The 17,329-nt window shown below is 74.4% G+C and carries 18 protein-coding genes and 2 pseudogenes; 13 read left to right on the top strand and 7 right to left on the bottom strand.

Annotated elements, in window-relative coordinates:
• From E4099_RS33635 to E4099_RS14880, 3 genes and pseudogenes are all read left to right on the top strand, one after another.
• A pseudogene (locus E4099_RS33635) lies at positions 1 to 187 on the top strand (ABC transporter permease); the annotation flags it as partial.
• A complete protein-coding gene (locus E4099_RS14885; RefSeq protein WP_135339526.1) occupies positions 184 to 1,371 on the top strand; it encodes a histidine kinase in 1,188 nt (395 codons plus the stop codon). The pseudogene E4099_RS33635 and the gene E4099_RS14885, both read left to right, overlap by 4 nt.
• Positions 1,372 to 1,438: 67 nt before the next feature.
• The gene (locus E4099_RS14880; protein ID WP_135339525.1) at positions 1,439 to 2,008 is read left to right on the top strand and encodes a response regulator transcription factor; all 570 of its coding nucleotides are present in this window, start codon (positions 1,439 to 1,441) and stop codon (positions 2,006 to 2,008) included.
• A gap of 15 nt (positions 2,009 to 2,023) precedes the next feature.
• Here the strand turns inward: E4099_RS14880 and E4099_RS14875 are convergent, their stop codons facing one another.
• The gene (locus E4099_RS14875) at positions 2,024 to 2,890 is read right to left on the bottom strand and encodes a transglutaminase family protein (RefSeq protein ID WP_135339524.1); all 867 of its coding nucleotides are present in this window, start codon (positions 2,888 to 2,890) and stop codon (positions 2,024 to 2,026) included.
• Positions 2,887 to 3,966, bottom strand: coding sequence for a GNAT family N-acetyltransferase (locus tag E4099_RS14870; RefSeq protein ID WP_135339523.1), 1,080 nt, complete (start codon positions 3,964 to 3,966; stop codon positions 2,887 to 2,889). The genes E4099_RS14875 and E4099_RS14870 overlap by 4 nt, the downstream gene beginning before the upstream one ends.
• A 139-nt stretch (positions 3,967 to 4,105) precedes the next feature.
• Here E4099_RS14870 and fdxA point away from each other — a divergent pair, with 139 nt between their 5' ends.
• Positions 4,106 to 4,426, top strand: coding sequence for a ferredoxin (fdxA, locus tag E4099_RS14865; protein WP_030878332.1), 321 nt, complete (start codon positions 4,106 to 4,108; stop codon positions 4,424 to 4,426).
• A gap of 177 nt (positions 4,427 to 4,603) precedes the next feature.
• Positions 4,604 to 5,701 (top strand): succinyldiaminopimelate transaminase, encoded by a 1,098-nt coding sequence (dapC, locus tag E4099_RS14860; protein WP_135339522.1) that lies wholly within the window; start codon positions 4,604 to 4,606, stop codon positions 5,699 to 5,701.
• 78 nt (positions 5,702 to 5,779) lie between these two features.
• Here the strand turns inward: dapC and E4099_RS14855 are convergent, their stop codons facing one another.
• Both E4099_RS14855 and E4099_RS14850 read right to left on the bottom strand, forming a co-directional pair.
• Positions 5,780 to 6,169: an ATP-binding protein gene (locus E4099_RS14855; RefSeq protein ID WP_135339521.1), complete on the bottom strand. Its 390-nt coding sequence runs from the start codon at positions 6,167 to 6,169 to the stop codon at positions 5,780 to 5,782.
• A gap of 295 nt (positions 6,170 to 6,464) precedes the next feature.
• Positions 6,465 to 7,364 carry a VldE C-terminal domain-containing protein gene (locus E4099_RS14850; RefSeq protein WP_135339520.1) on the bottom strand — a complete coding sequence of 300 codons (900 nt, stop codon included), beginning with the start codon at positions 7,362 to 7,364 and terminating at the stop codon, positions 6,465 to 6,467.
• Positions 7,365 to 7,494: 130 nt separating this feature from the next.
• Here E4099_RS14850 and dapE point away from each other — a divergent pair, with 130 nt between their 5' ends.
• Positions 7,495 to 8,565: a succinyl-diaminopimelate desuccinylase gene (gene dapE, locus E4099_RS14845; protein WP_135339519.1), complete on the top strand. Its 1,071-nt coding sequence runs from the start codon at positions 7,495 to 7,497 to the stop codon at positions 8,563 to 8,565.
• Between the two features lie 194 nt (positions 8,566 to 8,759).
• Positions 8,760 to 9,509, top strand: coding sequence for an LOG family protein (locus E4099_RS14840; RefSeq protein WP_135339518.1), 750 nt, complete (start codon positions 8,760 to 8,762; stop codon positions 9,507 to 9,509).
• A 227-nt stretch (positions 9,510 to 9,736) separates the two neighbouring features.
• On the opposite strand, the gene folP is transcribed toward E4099_RS14840, so the two are convergent.
• Positions 9,737 to 10,636, bottom strand: a complete 900-nt coding sequence (gene folP / locus E4099_RS14835; protein ID WP_135339529.1) for a dihydropteroate synthase — start codon at positions 10,634 to 10,636, stop codon at positions 9,737 to 9,739.
• Between the two features lie 125 nt (positions 10,637 to 10,761).
• Between folP and E4099_RS14830 the strand changes: the two genes are divergently transcribed.
• Entirely contained in the window at positions 10,762 to 11,217 is a 456-nt protein-coding gene (locus tag E4099_RS14830) for a hypothetical protein (protein ID WP_135339517.1), read from the top strand.
• Positions 11,214 to 11,819 (top strand): DNA-3-methyladenine glycosylase I, encoded by a 606-nt coding sequence (locus E4099_RS14825; protein WP_135339516.1) that lies wholly within the window; start codon positions 11,214 to 11,216, stop codon positions 11,817 to 11,819. Before E4099_RS14830 ends, E4099_RS14825 begins: the two co-directional genes overlap by 4 nt.
• Before the next feature lie 90 nt (positions 11,820 to 11,909).
• Here E4099_RS14825 and chcB read toward each other — a convergent pair whose 3' ends face one another.
• Positions 11,910 to 12,713, bottom strand: coding sequence for a 2-cyclohexenylcarbonyl CoA isomerase (chcB, locus tag E4099_RS14820; RefSeq protein WP_135339515.1), 804 nt, complete (start codon positions 12,711 to 12,713; stop codon positions 11,910 to 11,912).
• A gap of 315 nt (positions 12,714 to 13,028) precedes the next feature.
• Between chcB and E4099_RS14815 the strand changes: the two genes are divergently transcribed.
• Positions 13,029 to 13,196, top strand: a complete 168-nt coding sequence (locus tag E4099_RS14815; protein WP_003966491.1) for a DUF3117 domain-containing protein — start codon at positions 13,029 to 13,031, stop codon at positions 13,194 to 13,196.
• A gap of 208 nt (positions 13,197 to 13,404) precedes the next feature.
• Here E4099_RS14815 and E4099_RS14810 read toward each other — a convergent pair whose 3' ends face one another.
• Entirely contained in the window at positions 13,405 to 14,070 is a 666-nt protein-coding gene (locus E4099_RS14810) for an O-methyltransferase (RefSeq protein ID WP_135339514.1), read from the bottom strand.
• A 131-nt stretch (positions 14,071 to 14,201) separates the two neighbouring features.
• Between E4099_RS14810 and sigE the strand changes: the two genes are divergently transcribed.
• The 3 genes and pseudogenes from sigE to E4099_RS14795 all read left to right on the top strand — a co-directional run.
• Positions 14,202 to 15,017: an RNA polymerase sigma factor SigE gene (gene sigE / locus E4099_RS14805; protein WP_245244855.1), complete on the top strand. Its 816-nt coding sequence runs from the start codon at positions 14,202 to 14,204 to the stop codon at positions 15,015 to 15,017.
• Positions 15,014 to 15,979: a zf-HC2 domain-containing protein gene (locus E4099_RS14800; RefSeq protein WP_135339513.1), complete on the top strand. Its 966-nt coding sequence runs from the start codon at positions 15,014 to 15,016 to the stop codon at positions 15,977 to 15,979. Before sigE ends, E4099_RS14800 begins: the two co-directional genes overlap by 4 nt.
• A gap of 186 nt (positions 15,980 to 16,165) precedes the next feature.
• Positions 16,166 to 17,329: pseudogene (locus tag E4099_RS14795) on the top strand (hypothetical protein); the annotation flags it as partial.

Here is a 17,329-nt window from a genome sequence, read left to right as displayed (position 1 = left end):
GCGCCCCGCCACCGCCCTTCCGCGGCGGACCCGGGGCATCGCGGGCCGCCTGCCCGGCCACGCCCGCACGGCGTCCGGACCGGGCGCCGCACCGCCCCTGACGGACCTGGCGCCGCTCATCGGCCATTCGGCGGCCTTCGCGGGCGCGGCCGCCCGGCCCCACCGGAAGGACACCCGGACCGCATGATCGAGGACCCGAGCACCGGGCGGAACCCGGTGATGATCGGCGAGGCCCCGGTCACCCGCCGACAGCTCATGGTGAAGATGGCCTGGCTGTGCGCGTGGCTGTGCTACCTGATCGGGCCGGTGGCCGCGCTGGTGGCGGACGACTCCCTGGGCCGGCGGATCTTCGGCGGGGTCGGGCTGCTGCTCTTCGTCGGGACCTACTTCCTCATGGTGCTCCGGCACATGGCGGGCCGGGCGCTGACCCCCGTCCGACTGTACGGACTGCTGGCCCTGCAACTGGCCCTCTCCGTCGCGCTCCCCCTGGCGCTGGGCCCCGTCTGGCTGGCGCTGTCCATCTTCACCTCGGTGGCCTGCGGAGTGGTGCTCCCGTGGCCGCTGGGGCGCTGGGCGATCCCGGCGGTCGCCCTGGTGGCCCTGGCCACCGGGCTGCCCGACCCCGGGTTCCGGTACACCCTGTTCACCTACACCCTGCCGGGGGTCGGCAGCGGCTTCGTGATGGTCGGGATCCAGCATCTGATCCGTACCACCCGCGAGTTGCAGGAGGCCCGGGCCACCGTGGCCCATCTGGCGGCCAACGAGGAGCGGTTGCGGCTCGCCCGCGATCTGCACGACCTGCTGGGCCACTCGCTGTCGCTGGTCACGCTCAAGAGCGAGCTGGCCGGGCGGATGCTGCCGGACCGGCCGGAGCAGGCCGCCCAGCAGGTCGCCGACATCGAGCGGGTGAGCCGGCAGGCGCTGGTGGACGTGCGGGAGGCGGTCAGCGGCTTCCGCCGGCCCACCCTCGCCGCGGAGCTGGCCGGGGCCCGTATCGCGCTGGCGGCGGGAGGTGTGGACGCCGATCTGAGCCGGGCCGGCACCGAGCACCCCGACCTGCCGCCGGACGAGGAGGGGGCCCTGGCCTGGGCGCTGCGGGAGGCGGTCACCAATGTGGTGCGGCACAGCGGCGCCCGGCACTGCACGGTGGTGCTCGCCGAGACCGCCGACGACGAGCTGTGCCTGACGGTCAGCGACAACGGGCGCGGCCCGCAGGGCGGCGCGGGCAACGGGTTGACCGGGCTGACCGAGCGGCTGCACCTGGCCGACGGGCGGCTGGAGGCCGGCCCCGGCCGGCAGCGCGGCTTCGTGCTGCGCGCCTGGGTGCCGCTGTCCCGGCGCGCCGCCCCGCAGCCCACCGCCCTGGGCTGAGCCGAGGCGGCCCGCACCGCCGTGACCAGGAGGGATGCGATTCACCACCGGGCCGTACTCTGTGCTCATGACAGAGCCTGAGGGTGCCGCGCCGCCGATCCGCCTGCTCCTGGCCGAGGATCAGGCGATGGTGCGAGAGGCCCTGGCCGCGCTGCTCGGCCTGGAGCCGGACATCGAGGTGGTGGCCCAGGTGGCCCGCGGCGACGAGGTGGTGGAGGCGGCCCGCGCCCACCGGCCCGATGTGGCCCTGCTGGACATCGAGATGCCGGGGCTGACCGGCCTGGACGCGGCGGCGGCACTGCGCCGCGCGATGGAGTCCGGGGCCGAGGCGTTCCTGGTCAAGGACGCCCCGGCGGCCCAACTGGCCGACGCGGTGCGGCGGGTGCTGCGCGGCGAACGGGTCATCGACCCGGTGCTGGCCGCCGCGGCGCTCGCCGAGGGCGCCAACCCGCTGACCGAACGGGAGCGCGAGGTGCTGCGCGCCTCGGCCAACGGGGCCACCAACGCCGAACTGGCCCGGGTGCTCCACCTCTCCCACGGCACGGTGCGCAACTACCTGTCCACCGCGATCCAGAAGACCGCCGCCCGCAACCGCGCCGAGGCGGTGCTGATCGCCCGCGACAAGGGCTGGCTCTGACCCCGGACAGGAAACCTAGTTGAGCAGCGCGCGGGCGGCCCGCGCCTGCTGGCGGATGGTTTCCGCGGCGTCCGGCTCCAGCGCCCCGATGACCTCGGCGTACTCCTCCATCTCCCGGGCGCCGACCGCGAACTGGCCGCGCTGGACGAGCAGTTGGGCCCGTTCCAGGCGCAGTCGGGCGGGGTGGCTGGGGAGCAGCAGCGACAGCTCGATCGCCGCCAGCTCCACCGCCGAGCGCTCCAGCCGCCCGGCCGCCCAGGCACGGATGTTGTTGAGGATCCGCAGCACGATCTCCTGCGGGGTGGCCGGGCCCAGCAGGGCCGCGTCCAGGGGGACCCCGGTCGCCCCGGCGGCCATTCGCACGGCGTCCTCGTCGGTCAACGGCCGTCCCCCGTCGAAGGGGTCGGCCAGCACGTGCCGCCCGTACGGATCACCGAAGCCGACCACGAAGTGCCCGGGCAGCGCCACCCCGTACACCGGGGCGCCGGCCCGCCGCGCCACCTCGATCCACACCACCGACAGCAGGATCGGCAGCCCCCGGCGGCGCCGCAGCACCTGGTGGAGCAGCGAGGAGTCCAGCCGCTGGTAGTCGGACGGGGTGCCGTGGAACCCGTACCGCTCGCCGAGCAGCTCGGCGAGCGCGGAGGCCCAGCCGGCCGGGCCGCCGGGCGCGTAGGGCAGCAGCCCGGCCAGCTCGTCCAGCTCGATCTGGGCGGCGTCCATCCCGGCCTCGTCCAGCGCGGGGTCGACCTCGGCGGCGAGCAGCAGGCACAGCAGCGCCAGGTCCGGGCGCTCCTCGCGCGCCTCCTCGGCGAACCGCCGCCGCCACCCGGGTACGCCCTCGGCTCCGCCGGTGCCGTCCCGGCCCGGGATGTCGTTCATGGCGTCGTCCTGTCCGGCATCTGCCCGGCCCGCGGGGCCCGCCAGTGGTGGTAGCTGTGGTGGGTGGTGAAGCCCATCCCGTCGTAGAGGGCGCGCGCACCCCCATTGTCCGTCTCCACCTGGAGGTACGCGGCCGAGGCGCCCTCGTCCAGCGCCTGCCGGGCCAGGGCCGCCATCACCGCGCGGGCCAGCCCCTGCCGGCGGCTGCCCGGATCCACCTCCACCGCGGTGAAGCCGGCCCAGCGGCCGTCCACGGCGCAGCGGCCGATGGCGAGGGGGATCCCCGCCTCCGGACCGGGCACCGCGGCGAACCACACCGAGGGCCCGCAGCGCAGCACCCGCCGCACCGTGTCCCCGGGGGCCGCGGCGCGCTGGTAGCGGGCCAGCCAGGCGTCGTCGAGGTCCCGGGTGAGCCGTACCCGCGAGGTGTCGGCGGGCAGGTCCGCGAGGGGCGCCAGGGGGGCGATCCGCACCTCGGCGGAGACCTCGCACAACCAGCCGCGCGCCGCCAACTCGGCGGCCAGTGCCTCCTGGGTGTCCGCCGCGCCGGTGCTCAGCTGCACCAGCGGCGGCAGGCCGCGGGCGGCGTACCACTCGGTGATCCGGGCGAGCGCCCGGTCCAGCGGCAGCCCGGGGTCGCCCACCGCCAGCACCGAGTTGGCGCGCCGGGTGAAGCCCGCCCGCTCCTGGCCGCCGCCCGGCCGCGCGTCCTTCGGCGCATCCCGCACCGCGGCCCTCAGCAGCCACTCGCCCAGGGGTTCGCTCTCCACCGGGGGCCAGGCGCGGGCGGCTACCAGGTCCAGCTCCCGGGCACTCGCCGCGGGACCGCGCCGCCGGGCCGGAGCGGCGGGTACCACCTTCCCCGCGACCAGTGCCGTTTGCGCGATGTGGACGGTTTCTCCGGTACGTCGTGTGATGTGCAGCACACCCTCGGTCCAGGATGTGAGCACGCCAACTGTGTCGGTGAACTTCTCCGGTCCCGCACCGATATCGTTCAAACGCCTTACAGATACACGTTTCCCCACGTCAGCGGGGGTGATGGTGATATCCATCCGTCCGCCAGTGGTGAAATCCACAGCTCTCTCCGCCCCTCATGTTCGACTGCCGCCCAAGAACGGAGATACTAGGTGCGGGCATCGACGACGCCGCGCTCCCGCGCGCCACGCGGCGGAGCCGCAGACCGGTCCGCCGGCCCTATCGAGGAGGAACGACAGCGTGACCTACGTCATCGCGCAGCCTTGTGTCGACGTCAAGGACAAGGCCTGCATCGAGGAGTGCCCCGTCGACTGCATCTACGAGGGCTCCCGGTCCTTGTACATCCACCCGGACGAATGTGTCGACTGCGGTGCCTGCGAGCCGGTGTGTCCGGTCGAGGCGATCTTCTACGAGGATGACACTCCGGAGGAGTGGAAGGACTACTACAAGGCGAACGTCGAGTTCTTCGACGAGCTCGGCTCGCCCGGCGGCGCCTCCAAGCTCGGCCTGATCGAGAGGGACCACCCCTTCATCGCCGCGCTCGGGCCGCAGAACCAGTAAGCCGGCAGCGATTCCAGCGCCATCCCGGTCCCGTACGGCCCCCGTCTCCCGCCGCCCCAGGTGAGCGAGGCGGGAGCGGCCGTGCGGGACCGTGGCGTATCGGCGCCCGCCCCGGGGGCTCCCGGGGCACCGCGCGCCCAAGGAACCCGGGCCATCCGTTCGAGAAAGAAGAAGCACGTGCCCGCAGTCTCCGACCGTCTCCCGGTCTTCCCCTGGGACCGACTCGAACCGTACAAGGCGACCGCCGCGGCGCACCCGGACGGCATCGTGGACCTCTCGGTGGGAACCCCCGTCGACCCGGTCCCGCCGCTGATCCAGGCGGCGCTCAGCGAGGCCTCGGACACTCCTGGCTATCCCACCGTCTGGGGCACCACCGAGCTGCGGGACGCGCTCACCGGCTGGGTGGGGCGGCGGCTGGGCGCCACCGGGGTCACCCACCGGAACGTGCTGCCGGTGGTCGGCTCCAAGGAGCTGGTGGCCTCCCTCCCCACCCAGCTGGGCATCGGCCCCGGCGACCGGGTGGCCTTCCCGCGGCTGGCCTACCCCACCTACGAGGTGGGTGCCCGACTGGCCGGCGCCGAGCCGGTGCCGTACGACGAGCCCACCGAGCTGGACCCGACCGGGCTCAGGCTGCTGTGGCTGAACTCGCCGTCCAACCCCACCGGCCGGGTGCTGGGCAAGGACGAACTGCGGGCCGCGGTGGAGTGGGCGCGCGCCCATGACGTGCTGCTGGTCAGCGACGAGTGCTACCTGGAGCTGGGCTGGAGCGCCGACCCGGTCTCGGTGCTGCACCCCGAGATCAGCGGCGGCAGCATGGACGGCCTGATCGCCGTCCACTCGCTCTCCAAGCGCTCCAACCTGGCCGGCTACCGCGCCGCCTTCGCGGCCGGCGACGCGGCCGTGCTGGGCGAGCTGCTCGCCGTCCGCAAGCACAGCGGCCTGATGGTGCCCGCCCCGGTGCAGGCCGCCACGGTGGCCGCGCTCGGCGACGACGCCCATGTGGCCGAGCAGCGCGAGCGCTACGCCCGCCGCCGGTCCGCGCTGCGCGAGGCGCTGGAGGCGTACGGGCTGCGGGTCGAGCACAGCGAGGCCTCGCTCTACCTGTGGTCCACCCGCGACGAGCCCTGCTGGGACACCGTGGCCGCCCTGGCCGAGCTGGGCATCCTGGTGGCCCCCGGCGACTTCTACGGCGAGGCCGGCGCCCGGCACGTCCGGGTGGCCTTCACCGCGACCGACGAGCGGGTCGACGCCGCGGTGCGCCGTCTGGGGTACTGACCGACCGTTCCCGCACAGCGCGAGGGGCCCGGGAAGCGGCATCTTCCCGGGCCCCTCGGCATGCTGATGGGGTGCGCGTCAGCGACCGACCCGCGGCAGCGTGAGGGCCGGCAGCCTGCCCGGCTTCACCAGGTTGGCGGTGGGCAGGCCGGCGCCGCGGCCCTTGGCGCTCTTGCCGCCCTTGCCGCTCTTGCCGCCGAGGGCGGCCTCGGCGGTGCGGCGCACGGTCTTCCCGGCCGCGGGCAGCGTCTTGCCGCTCACCCGGCCCGCGGCGGCCCCGACCTTCTGCGCGGTGCCGTCGGCGACGGCACCCACGTTGGCGGTGTCGGGCGCGCTGACTCCGCCCACCTCGGTGATCTTCGGCAGCTCGGCGGCGCCCGCGGCGCCGGCGGCGCCGATCACCGGAGCTGCGCCCGCTGCGACCAGCAGCGCGGCTCGGGCGATCCGACGCGTGAGGGGGAGGGACATGATGCTCCTTTGAGGGAGGGACGTTTGCCTGTCCGGTGCCTGTCCGGCGGGCGGACGCAGTGAATACCGCGTGAGCCGCGCGAAGGTTTCGCTGCCCACGGGTAAAGACTGGGTAATGCGGCAGATAATCCGATGCGGAGAAAAGTGGGCGATCCGGAGATGTGATGGACGCCCGAGGAAACGTCCCGGCAATGCGCCGATCGTGTGGTCGGCGCCCATGGAAGCGCTTTCCCCGCCGGTTGCCGGGCGTCAATCCCGACGCGCTGAACGTCCTGCTGCGGAGGGAAAGGCCGCACTACCGTGCGACGGTGATGCTGACTTCCCGGTCGGAATTCCCGGCTTTCCCGTCCGGTGCCGCGTACCAGCCCTGTGAAGAATTCCGGGCGGACCACACCTGGCCCTGGTAAGAGACCCGTTCGATGCGCAACTCGTCCGAGTGAGCAACCGCCCAGTAGGCCAACTCCCAGCCGTGGCGCGGCACATCGGCGCGCACCGCCGCCCGTACCGGAACCAGCAGGGTGCCCGTCGTGCCGTCCACCCGCCCGGCGCCGGACGCCGGTACCGCGGAGCCGAATTCGCGCTTCAGCGCCGCCCGGACCTTCGCCGGATCACCGGTCGAACCGTCATCCGGCGGCCCCGGGCAGCCGAACGCCGCCGGGGCCCGGCCGCGCAGCACCTCGGTGAGGACCTGGGCCTCCGTCTCGTGCTTGGCGTACGCCTGGGGAAAACCGCTGAACTGCACCCGCTGCGCGGCCACCGTCAGCGGCAGCCGCGAATAGCCGGGCACCCGCACCAGGCGGTCGTAGAACGCCCCGGCGGAATAGACCGGATCGAGGATCTGCTCCCGGGTTCCCCAGCCCTGCGAGGGCCGCTGCTGGAACAGGCCCAGCGAATCCCGGTCGCCGCGCTGGATGTTGCGCAGCCCCGACTCCTGCATCGCGGTGGCGAGCGCGATGGTCACCGCCCGCTCCGGCAGCCCGCGCCCCCGGCCCACGGCCACGATGCTGGCGGCGTTGCGGGTCTGCTCCGGGTCGAGCGACACCCGCTCCCCGTCGGCCCGCGCCGTACAGCGCGGCGGCCCGCCGCCACCGGTCAGCAGATGCGCCGCCACATAACCCACCAGCGCCAGCAGCACGGCGCAGGCCGCCACCGCACGTACACGCCGGGCACGACTGGAGAAGATCGCAGGGGGCACCCGCCCACGTTACTTCAGAGCCCCGGCGCCGCGGCGGGCATCCCCCGGGAGGTGCCGCGGCCCCGGGAGGCGCGCCCCGCGACCTCGCGAGCCCCCGGGGGATCAGCAGGCATCCCGTAGGGTCGCGGGTATGGAACACCCCGCACTCGACCTTTCCCAGGACGCCGCCCGGCTGACCGCCCAGCTCGTGGACTTCCCCTCGGTCAGCGGTGAGGAGAAGGAGCTCGCCGACGCCGTCGAACGGGCCCTGCGCGCCCTGCCGCACCTGACCGTGGAGCGCGACGGGGACGCCATCGTGGCCCGCACCGACCTGGGGCGGGCGGAGCGCGTCGTACTCGCCGGGCACCTGGACACCGTGCCGATCGCCGACAACGTCCCCTCCCGGCTCGACGCCGAGGGGCGGCTGTGGGGCTGCGGCTCCTCCGACATGAAGTCCGGCGTCGCCGTCCAGCTGCGCATCGCCGCCACCGTGCCCGCCCCCAACCGCGATCTGACGTTCGTCTTCTACGACCACGAGGAGGTCGCCGCCGAACTCAACGGCCTCAAGCGGCTGGTCGAGCACCACCCCGAGTGGCTGGCCGCCGACTTCGCGGTGCTGCTGGAGGGCACCAGGGGCAAGGTCGAGGGCGGCTGCCAGGGCACCTTGCGGGTACGGGTGGAGACCACCGGCAAGCGCGCCCACTCGGCCCGCGGCTGGCTGGGCGAGAACGCCATCCACAAGGCGGCCCCGATCCTGGAGCGGCTGGCCGGGTACACCCCCCGCCAGGTGGACATCGACGGCCTGCGCTACCGCGAGGGGCTGAACGCGGTGCGCGTCGAGGGCGGCCACGCCGGCAACGTCATCCCGGACCACTGCGCGGTCACCGTGAACTACCGGTTCGCGCCGGACCTTTCGGTGGAGCAGGCGCTGGCCCATGTCCGCGAGGTCTTCGAGGGCTTCGAGGTGGTGCCCACCGACAGCGCCGCCGGCGCCCTCCCCGGCCTGAGCCACCCGGCCGCCGCCGACTTCGTGGCCGCGGTGGGCGGCGAGGTGGCCCCCAAGTTCGGCTGGACCGACGTCGCCCGGTTCTCCGCCCTGGGGGTGCCGGCGGTCAACTACGGGCCCGGCGACCCCCAACTGGCACATACCCGCGAGGAGCACGTCGAGGTGGCGGCGGTACTCCTGGCGGAGGAGCGGCTGCGCGGCTGGCTGACGGCCTGACCGCGGGAGCGCGCGGCCACCCGGGCCGGCCCGGGCGGAACCGGACCGGCCCCGAGCCGCCTCTCCCAGGGCACCGGGGCGACCGGAATCCGCCTCCCGCCGGCCATCCGGGGGCCTAGGCTGAACCAAAGATCCATCCCCGGCCCCCGGGTGACCCGGCAGGACGGGGCGGTCCGATGCGGAGGGAGCACATCATGGGGAGCGCGGAAGACAAGCGAGTGCTGCACGAGCAGCGGTTGGGCCCCGTCGTGCGCCGCCGCGACCAGGTGCAGCCCGGCACCACCGACCAGCGGCTGCTGGACACCCAGCCGTCGGCGAACTGGGTGCACGAGGATCCGTTCCGGGTGATGCGCATCCAGTCGGAGTTCGTCGAGGGCTTCGGGGCACTGTCCGAACTGGGCCGCGCGGTCAGCGTCTTCGGCTCCGCCCGCACCCGCCCGGACTCGCCGGAGTACGAGGCCGGGGTGCGCATCGGCCGGGCGCTGGCGGAGGCGGGCTTCGCGGTGATCACGGGTGGCGGGCCGGGCGCGATGGAGGCCGCCAACCGGGGCGCCTGCGAGGCCGGCGGGGTCTCGGTGGGCCTGGGTATCGAGCTGCCCTTCGAGCAGGGCATCAACCACTACGTCAACATCGGCGTCAACTTCCGCTACTTCTTCGTGCGCAAGACCATGTTCGTCAAGTACGCGCAGGGCTTCGTGGTGCTGCCCGGCGGACTGGGCACCCTGGACGAGCTGTTCGAGGCGCTCACCCTGGTGCAGACGAAGAAGGTCACCCGCTTCCCCATCGTCCTCTTCGGCACCGCCTACTGGCAGGGGCTGGTGGGCTGGATCCGCGAGACCCTGGTCGCCGAGGGCAAGGCGACCGCGGCCGACCTGGAGCTGTTCCAGCTCACCGACGACGTGGACGAGGCGGTGGAGCTGATGACCAAGGAGATCGGCATCTGAGACCGGCCGACGTGCCGGGCCACCCCGGCCCGGCACGCCACCGGTTCCCCCCGGCCGCCCCGCCGAACGCCGCCCGGGGCCGACCGACCGCCGGCACGCCGCGCCGGGGTCCGTGAACCGCCGGCAGGCCCCGGCCGGGTGCCGAGCGTCGGCCCCGCGGTCTCGGTCACCCGCGTCCCCGGCACATCCGCCGTCCGCCGGGTCGGACCCGTTTCCGCGGGCTCCGCTCAGGCGAGTCCGCGGCGGGCCACCGCCGGGGGCCGGTGGCCGGCGATGGAGGAGACCATGTCCAGCACCTGACGGGTCTCGGCCACCTCGTGCACCCGGTAGACCCGCGCGCCCAGCCAGGAGGAGACCGCCGTGGTCGCCAGGGTGCCCAGCACCCGCTCCTTGACCGGCCGGTCCAGCGTCTCGCCCACGAAGTCCTTGTTGGACAGCGAGACCAGCACCGGGAAGGGCGTGTCCCCCGCCCCGGCGAAGCCGAGGGCCCGGGGGACGCCGTGCACCATCTCGCCCAGCCGCCGGGTCGCCTCCAGCGAGTGCCGGGTGTTCTTCCCGAAGTCGTGGCCCGGGTCGATGAGGATCCCGTCCCGCCGCACCCCCAGCTCCACGGCCCGCTCCGCCAGCCCCAGGGTGACCCGCAGGATGTCCGCCATCACGTCCTCGTAGGCGACCCGGTGCGGCCGGGTGCGCGGCTGCGCCCCGCCCGCGTGGGTGCACACCAGCCCCGCCCCGTACCGGGCGGCCACCTCCGCCAGCCGCGGATCGACCCCGCCCCAGGCGTCGTTGAGGAGGTCCGCGCCCGCCTCGCAGACCGCCTCGCCGACCTCGTGCCGCCAGGTGTCCACGCTGATCACCACGTCCGGGAACCGCCGCCGCACCTCCGCGACGAAGCCCACCGTGCGCCGCGCCTCCTCCTGGGCGGACACCTCCTCGCCGGGACCGGCCTTCACCCCGCCGATGTCGATGATGGCGGCGCCCTCGGCCACCGCCTGCTCCACCCGGGCCAGCGCCGGCTCGTCCCGGAAGGTGGCGCCCTGGTCGTAGAAGGAATCCGGCGTCCGGTTCACGATCGCCATGATCACCTGCTCGTGCTCCGCGAACTCGCGCCGTCCCAGCCGCAGCATCCCTACTCCCTCTCCCATGGTCCGGCAGTGACCCTAACCCGCTCCGCCGGCCCCGCCCGGCGGGCCCGGCGGGCATGGCACGATCGGTGCGGACGAATGGCGCAGCACCACGGGGAGTGGACGTCGTGTTCTTCTTTATGCTCATCGCGCTCGTGGTGGTGGTCAGTGCGGTGACGCTCGCCGTGATCGGCGGTCGCGAGGGCGGCCCGCTCGCCGAGGCGCCACCGGACCGGCTGCACGCCCCGCTGCCCGCGGACCGGCCGGTGGGCCGGGCGGACCTGGAGGCGCTGCGGCTGCCGGTGACGGTGCGCGGCTACCGGATGGTCGACGTGGACGACGCGCTGGGCCGGCTCGGCGCGGAGCTGGCGGAGCGCGACGCGCGGATCGCCGAGCTGGAGTCCGCCCTGGCCGGGGCCCGGGCCGCCGCCCAGCAGGCGTACGAGGCCCGCACCCGCTCCGCCGAGACCGCCCGGCCGGAGCCACCGCTGGGCCCGGAGGGCAACGGCACCGAGGGCAACGGCACCGAGGACGACGGCGACCGGGACGAGGTCCGGCCGCGGGAAGAGGGGGAGGACGCATGAGCGACCAGAGCGCCAAGGGCGTGGTGGTGGGGGCGGACGGGCTGGCCCGCTGCCCGTGGGGGCTGGAGACGGAGTCGCTGGCCGACTACCGCGTCTACCACGACACCGAGTGGGGCCGGCCGGTGCGCGGCGACGACGCGCTGTACGAGCGGATGTGCCTGGAGGCGTTCCAGTCGGGCCTGTCCTGGCTGACCATCCTGCGCCGCCGGGAGGGCTTCCGGGCCGCCTTCGCGGACTTCCGGATCGAGAAGGTGGCCGCGTTCACCGAGGCCGACGCGGAGCGCCTGCTCGCCGACCCGGGCATCATCCGCAACCGCGCCAAGATCGCCGCCACCATCGGCAACGCCAAGGTGGCCGCCGCCCTGGCGCCGGGCGAGCTGGAGGAGTTGATCTGGTCCTACGCCCCGGACCCGGTCGGCCGCCCGGTCCCGGTCACCTTCGCGGACGTCCCCGCCGTCACCCCGGAGTCCACCGCCCTGGCCCGCGACCTCAAGAAGCGCGGCTTCCGCTTCGTCGGCCCCACCACCGCCTACGCGCTGATGCAGGCCTGCGGGCTGGTCAACGACCACCTCGCCGACTGCCACGCGCGGACGCTTCCCTGACCGGCCCGGCCGTACCCGGCACGCTGCCCCGAGGTGCCGGATGTCCGGTACGGCGGGGCAGCGTACGGCGCCCGAGGGGGCGGGCGGGGATCACTTCCCGCGGAAGTGCGGCTTCTCCTTCTTCACGAAGGCCTCCACCGCGATCCGGTGGTCCTCCGAGCCGCCCGCGCGGATCTGCAGCTCCTCCTCCTTGGCCAGCGACTCCGCCAGGCCGTGGCCCGCGGAGAAGGCCAGCGACTCCTTGATCGCCGCGTAGGCGGCGGTCGGCCCCTCGGCGAGCCGGCGGGCCACCGCGGTCGCCTCCTCGGCCAGGTCCGCGGCGGGCACCACGCGGCCCGCGATGCCCAGCTCCAGCGCCTCCTGGGCGCTGATGCTGCGCGGGAAGAGCAGCAGGTCGGCGGCTCGGCCCGGTCCGACCAGGCGCGGCAGCGTCCAGGACACCCCGGAGTCGGCGGTCAGCGCCACCCCGGCGAACGAGGTGGTGAAGGAGGCCGTGTCGGCGACCACCCGGTAGTCGGCGGCGAAGGCGAAGCCGGCCCCGGCACCGGCCGCGACTCCGTTGACCCCGGCCACCACCGGCTTGGGCATCTCGGCGATGGCCAGGGTGATCGGGTTGTAGTGGTCCTTGACCGTGCTCATCACCTGACCGCCCTCGCCCCGCTCGGTCGCCTCGGCGAGCAGCGCGATGTGCTCCTTGAGGTCCTGGCCGACGCAGAACGCCCGTCCGGTGGCGGTGAGCAGTACGGCCCGTACCGCGGAGTCCTCGCCGGCGGTGCGCAGGGCGTCGCGCAGCGCGACCTTGGTCTCGATGTTCAGCGCGTTCATCGAGTCGGGGCGGTTGAGGGTGATGGTGGCGAGCCCGTCGGTGAGCTCGTAGAGCACCGTGTCGGACATGGGTGGTCCCCTTCCGTCGCGTGAATCAGCCCAGCATGCCGGAGATCACCGGTGCTGGACATGTGACCTGCGTCAAAGAACCGACCCGTCGGTCGGGTGGGCGGTGCCCGGCGGAGGGCGGAGTATGGCAGCCCGATCGCCGAATTGGGTGGTTTTGCGGGAACGCGTTGCCGGGGGGTTGCTGCTCGATGTTGGTCATTGGGTCGTGGCATGCGGGATAATGACGTGGAAGCAATGTGTTCGATGCCGGTGGCATGGTGCCTGCACGGGGACCCGTCGGCAGACGATGAGCTGGTTTCAGGAAGGGGAACGAGCATGGCGGCCATGAAGCCGCGGACGGGCGATGGCCCGCTCGAGGTGACCAAGGAGGGGCGGGGCATCGTCATGCGCGTTCCGCTCGAAGGCGGCGGTCGGCTTGTCGTCGAGCTGACCCCGGATGAGGCCGACGCGCTCGGCGACGCCCTCAAGAAGGTCGTCGGCTGAGACCCGGCCACCGTCTCACCGTGAGCTGCCCCGGCGGCCGGTCCGTGCTCTACGGACCGACCGCCGGGGCAGCTCTCTGTCCGGGGTCGGGTGAGCGGCTGCCGCTGTCCGGGGACCGGACGGCCGGGTGGGCGCTCTCGCCGCGGGCCCCGGCGCCGGCCGCCTCCGCGGCCCGCCGCCCCGCGCGGCGGTGCCCCCCGGGGGCGCCTCAGCCGCGCTTGACCGCGCAGAGCAGGCCGTCGCCGACCGGCAGCAGGGTCGACTGGAGCACGGTGCTCTCCCGCACCGTACGCAGCAGCTCGCGCAGCTTGAGCACCGCGGGGGGCTGCACCGCGGCGTCCACCGTGCGCCCGTCCGCGAAGACCCCCTCGAAGCAGACCAGCCCGCCAGGGCGCAGCAGCCGCAACGATTCGGCGAGGTAGTCCAGGCACTCCAGGCGGTCGCCGTCGCAGAAGACGAGGTCGTAACCGCCGTCCGCCAGCCGGGGCAGGACGTCCAGTGCCCGGCCCGGGATGAACCGGGCCCGGTTGGCGGCGAAGCCGGCCGCCCGGAACGCCTGCCGGGCGAACTGCTGCATCTCCGGGTCGCTGTCCACCGTGGTCAGCACCCCGTCCGGGCGCATGCCGTGCAGCAGGTGGATACCGGAGACCCCGGTGCCGGTGCCGATCTCGGCGACCGCCTTGGCGTCCGCCGTGGCGGCGAGCAGGCGCAGCGCCGCGCCGGTGCCGGACGTCACCGAGCGCAGCCCCGCCTCGCGGGCCCGCTCACGGGCCCAGCGCAGGGCTGCGTCCTCGGCGACGAACGCATCGGCGAACGCCCAGCTCGTCTGCCGGTTGCCGGTAATGGCCCTCTCCTGTCCCCGTAGTTGACGCAAGCGTGACTGTAGCCGCTGCGGACGGGAACCCGCAGATGGGACCGGGCGTTGGGAGGGGACGGGGGGATGAGATGGACCAAGGGCAAATGCAGGTCAAAAATGCTTATCCGGAGCTAACGGGCGAGGTGGATATGGTAGGGGCTCTACTGGACACCACCAGAGCCGACAGGGGAGGTGCGGCTGCGCCCGGTGGCCGGAGAGTGCTCAGGCGCTTTCGCAGGCCGGCGGTCGAGCCGAAATCCGTGACCGACACTGCTGACCGTTCCTCCGCCCGCAGCGACCAGGGCGCGGAAGGCTCCTCGACCGAGTCCACCACCGCGACCTTCGCCACCGACGCGGATTCCCCCACGTGGACTCCTCCCACCTGGGAGGAGATCGTCAGCATGCACAGCGCACGGGTCTACCGCCTGGCCTATCGGCTCACCGGCAACCAGCACGACGCCGAGGACCTCACGCAGGAGGTCTTCGTCCGGGTCTTCCGCTCGCTGTCCACCTACACCCCGGGCACCTTCGAGGGCTGGCTGCACCGCATCACCACCAACCTCTTCCTCGACATGGTGCGCCGCCGGCAGCGCATCCGCTTCGACGCTCTCGGTGACGACGCCGCCGAGCGGCTCCCCAGCCGCGAGCCCTCTCCCCAGCAGCACTTCAACGACACCCACTTCGACGCGGACATCCAGCAGGCGCTGGACACCCTGGCGCCGGAGTTCCGCGCCGCCGTGGTCCTGTGCGACATCGAGGGACTCTCCTACGAGGAGATCGCCGCGACCCTCGGCGTGAAGCTGGGCACCGTCCGCAGCCGCATCCACCGGGGCCGTTCGCACCTGCGCAAGGCGCTGAAGCACCGTGCGCCGGTGGCCCGCACGGAGCGGCAGCGCACCACCTCGTTGGCTCCGAGCCGGGTCGGGTCCGGCCGCGGGTTCAGTGGGGAGGTCGGGATCGCGTGATCCGATCAGGCGGTCCGTCCCCCGCCGAGCAGCATCTCGGCGACCGCCTCGCGGCTCTGGTCGATGGCGAATTGGGGCATGATGCGCGCGAGCGGGTGCTCGCGCACCTGGCTACCTGTCCGCGGTGCAAGGCCGAGGCCGACGCACAGCGGCAGCTGAAGGACGCCTTCGCGCGGACGGCCCCACCGGCGCCGTCCGCCTCCCTGCTGGCGCGCCTGCACAACCTGCCGGGCGGCGGCCTGGACGACGAGGACCCCGACGGCCCGGGCGGCCGGGCCGGGGCCTTCGACGGCGCGGGCATGTTCGGCGGACGGCAGGAAGCTTTCGCTTTCCTGCCCACCGCGCCGCGTGAGCGGGGCTTCCCGATCCATGACCTGACCCGTCCGGCACGGGGGCGCAGGTTCGCCTTCGCCGCCGCCGGGGCGGTGTCGCTGGCGGCCCTGACCCTCGGCGGCGCGCTGCCGCTGGACACGACCCCGCCCTCGACACGCAACCGGGCGGACGGCACGGACACCGCCATCCGGCCGACCGGTTCCTCCGAAGCGGCCGGGAGTTCGTCGGGTGCGTCGGGTTCCACTGGCTCCTCCGGCGCCACCACGACGGCCGCGGGGCGCGGCGGGGACCTGAGCTTCCTGGCGCTCCCCGAGCCCGCCACGGGGCAGGGCACCTCGGTCGCGCCGAGCGGGGTGCGGGTGCCCGCCTCACCCTCCGCCACCCCGTACTACGCCGAGCTGTACGCCGCCGATCGGACCTCGGCGCGCGGCGTGCTGCCCCCGGTCATACGGCCCCTGTTGGCGGGCTCGCCGAAGAACGCCGTGCCCGGGGTCTCCACGCCCTCCGTGGAGGCGGCCCCGCTGCGCCCCGGCGTCTCCGCGGCACCCGCGCCGACGGCGCCCGGCGACCCGTGGCAGCTGGCGACGGGGGCCGTGCCGTCCCTGGCCGCCGGGGCGGGCGCCGAATAGCAGACCTGGTCCCCGTCCGCCCTCTGCGGGCGGGGTACCTGCGCCAGGCCGGTCGGAACTGGTTCAATCGCTTCCGGGCAGCGCGGCCCGGCGGTGGGCAAACCCGACCGGCCCGCGACCGCGTAGTCCGCGCCGTATCGCGGGAGACGTAGACCGCGCCGTATCGCGGGAGACTCTGGGGAGATCATGGACGAGCGCACGACCGATACGCCTCCGACGGGTGCGGTTGCGCCTGCGACGAGCGCGCGTGTTTCGGGCGAGGCGCCCGTCGCGGCGGATGCGCAGGCGCCTGCGGGGGGATCTGCCGAGGGGCAGGTGTCCGGGGTGGACGCGGTGGGGTCTGCCGACGGGCGGGTGCCTGGTGTGGAGGCGCCCGTTTCCGCTGATGTGCAGGTGTCCGCGGCGGATGCGCCGGTTCCTGCCGACGGCCAGGTGCCTGGGGCGGACGTGCCGGTTCCCGCTGATGCGCGGGAGTCTGTGGCGGATGCCTATGAGCTTGCCGCCCCGGCCTCTCCGGGTGAGGGGCCTGCCGAGCCGGGTGCCTCTGCCCGGGGCGACGCCTCCGGCTCGGCGGACGGCGGCCACACGGGTGGACAGAGCACGGCGGATGTCCGTTCCGCCGCCGACACGGGTCCCGCCGCTGCCGCGAACGACTCCGTGCCGGCGCCTGAGGTGGGCCAGGAGGCCCGGCCGGCCGACGCCGCGGACAGCGGGCCCGGCAACCTCGCCGAAGCCACCGCCGAGCCGGGAGGGACCGACGAGGTCCCCGAGCCGACCGGCGATGCCGCACGGGGCGCCTCGCCCTCCGCGCCGGACGCGGATGCCCCCCTCGACGAGCACGCCCCGGGTGGTGCGAGCGCCACCGCCGGCGAAGGTGCCGTGAAGGCCCCGACTGGCGAGGACGTCTCCGCCGCTGAGGCCGTCTCGACCGGCCAGGCGGCCGCGAGCGGTCAGGATGCCGTGGGCGGCGCCTCGGCGCCGGACGCCGCTTCTGCCCCGGTCGGTGCGCCCGCCGACGCCGCCGCGCCCGCCGACGCCGCTTCTGCCGCCTCCGCCGATGCCGCCGCGCCCCCCGCGGCCCCCGTGCCGGCGCAGGGCGCCGTGGCTTCGGAGGGGGTGCGGCCGTTGCACGACCCCGATCCGTACGGCACCCCGCCCTACGGCGGACCCGGTCCCTGGGCGCCCGCGCCGCCGGTGCAGCGTCCGGTGGCGACCCCGGCGCACGGCACCCATGTGCCGCCGGTGCCGCCCGCCGGGTACCCGATGGCGCCCATGCCGCAGCACCCGGGGATGACCCCGGCGCACGGTACGCCGCTGCCGCCGGGTGCCCACCCGGCGGCAGCGGCGTAC

This window comes from Streptomyces palmae (genome assembly GCF_004684805.1).
Lineage (GTDB): Bacteria > Actinomycetota > Actinomycetes > Streptomycetales > Streptomycetaceae > Streptomyces > Streptomyces palmae.
The sequence above is the reverse complement of the archived record's forward strand: the minus strand, read 5'-3'. Positions and strand labels throughout refer to the sequence as shown.

Bases quoted from the DNA above. Each gene is read 5' to 3' on its own strand.
- E4099_RS14855 (WP_135339521.1), bottom strand. From the start codon at position 6,169: ATGTCCCTCCCCCTCACGCGTCGGATCGCCCGAGCCGCGCTGCTGGTC.
- E4099_RS14880 (WP_135339525.1), top strand. From the start codon at position 1,439: ATGACAGAGCCTGAGGGTGCCGCGCCGCCGATCCGCCTGCTCCTGGCC.
- folP (WP_135339529.1), bottom strand. From the start codon at position 10,636: ATGCTGCGGCTGGGACGGCGCGAGTTCGCGGAGCACGAGCAGGTGATC.
- chcB (WP_135339515.1), bottom strand. From the start codon at position 12,713: ATGTCCGACACGGTGCTCTACGAGCTCACCGACGGGCTCGCCACCATC.
- E4099_RS14815 (WP_003966491.1), top strand. From the start codon at position 13,029: ATGGCGGCCATGAAGCCGCGGACGGGCGATGGCCCGCTCGAGGTGACC.
- dapE (WP_135339519.1), top strand. From the start codon at position 7,495: ATGGAACACCCCGCACTCGACCTTTCCCAGGACGCCGCCCGGCTGACC.
- E4099_RS14885 (WP_135339526.1), top strand. From the start codon at position 184: ATGATCGAGGACCCGAGCACCGGGCGGAACCCGGTGATGATCGGCGAG.
- E4099_RS14840 (WP_135339518.1), top strand. From the start codon at position 8,760: ATGGGGAGCGCGGAAGACAAGCGAGTGCTGCACGAGCAGCGGTTGGGC.
- E4099_RS14875 (WP_135339524.1), bottom strand. From the start codon at position 2,890: ATGAACGACATCCCGGGCCGGGACGGCACCGGCGGAGCCGAGGGCGTA.
- E4099_RS14825 (WP_135339516.1), top strand. From the start codon at position 11,214: ATGAGCGACCAGAGCGCCAAGGGCGTGGTGGTGGGGGCGGACGGGCTG.
- sigE (WP_245244855.1), top strand. From the start codon at position 14,202: ATGGTAGGGGCTCTACTGGACACCACCAGAGCCGACAGGGGAGGTGCG.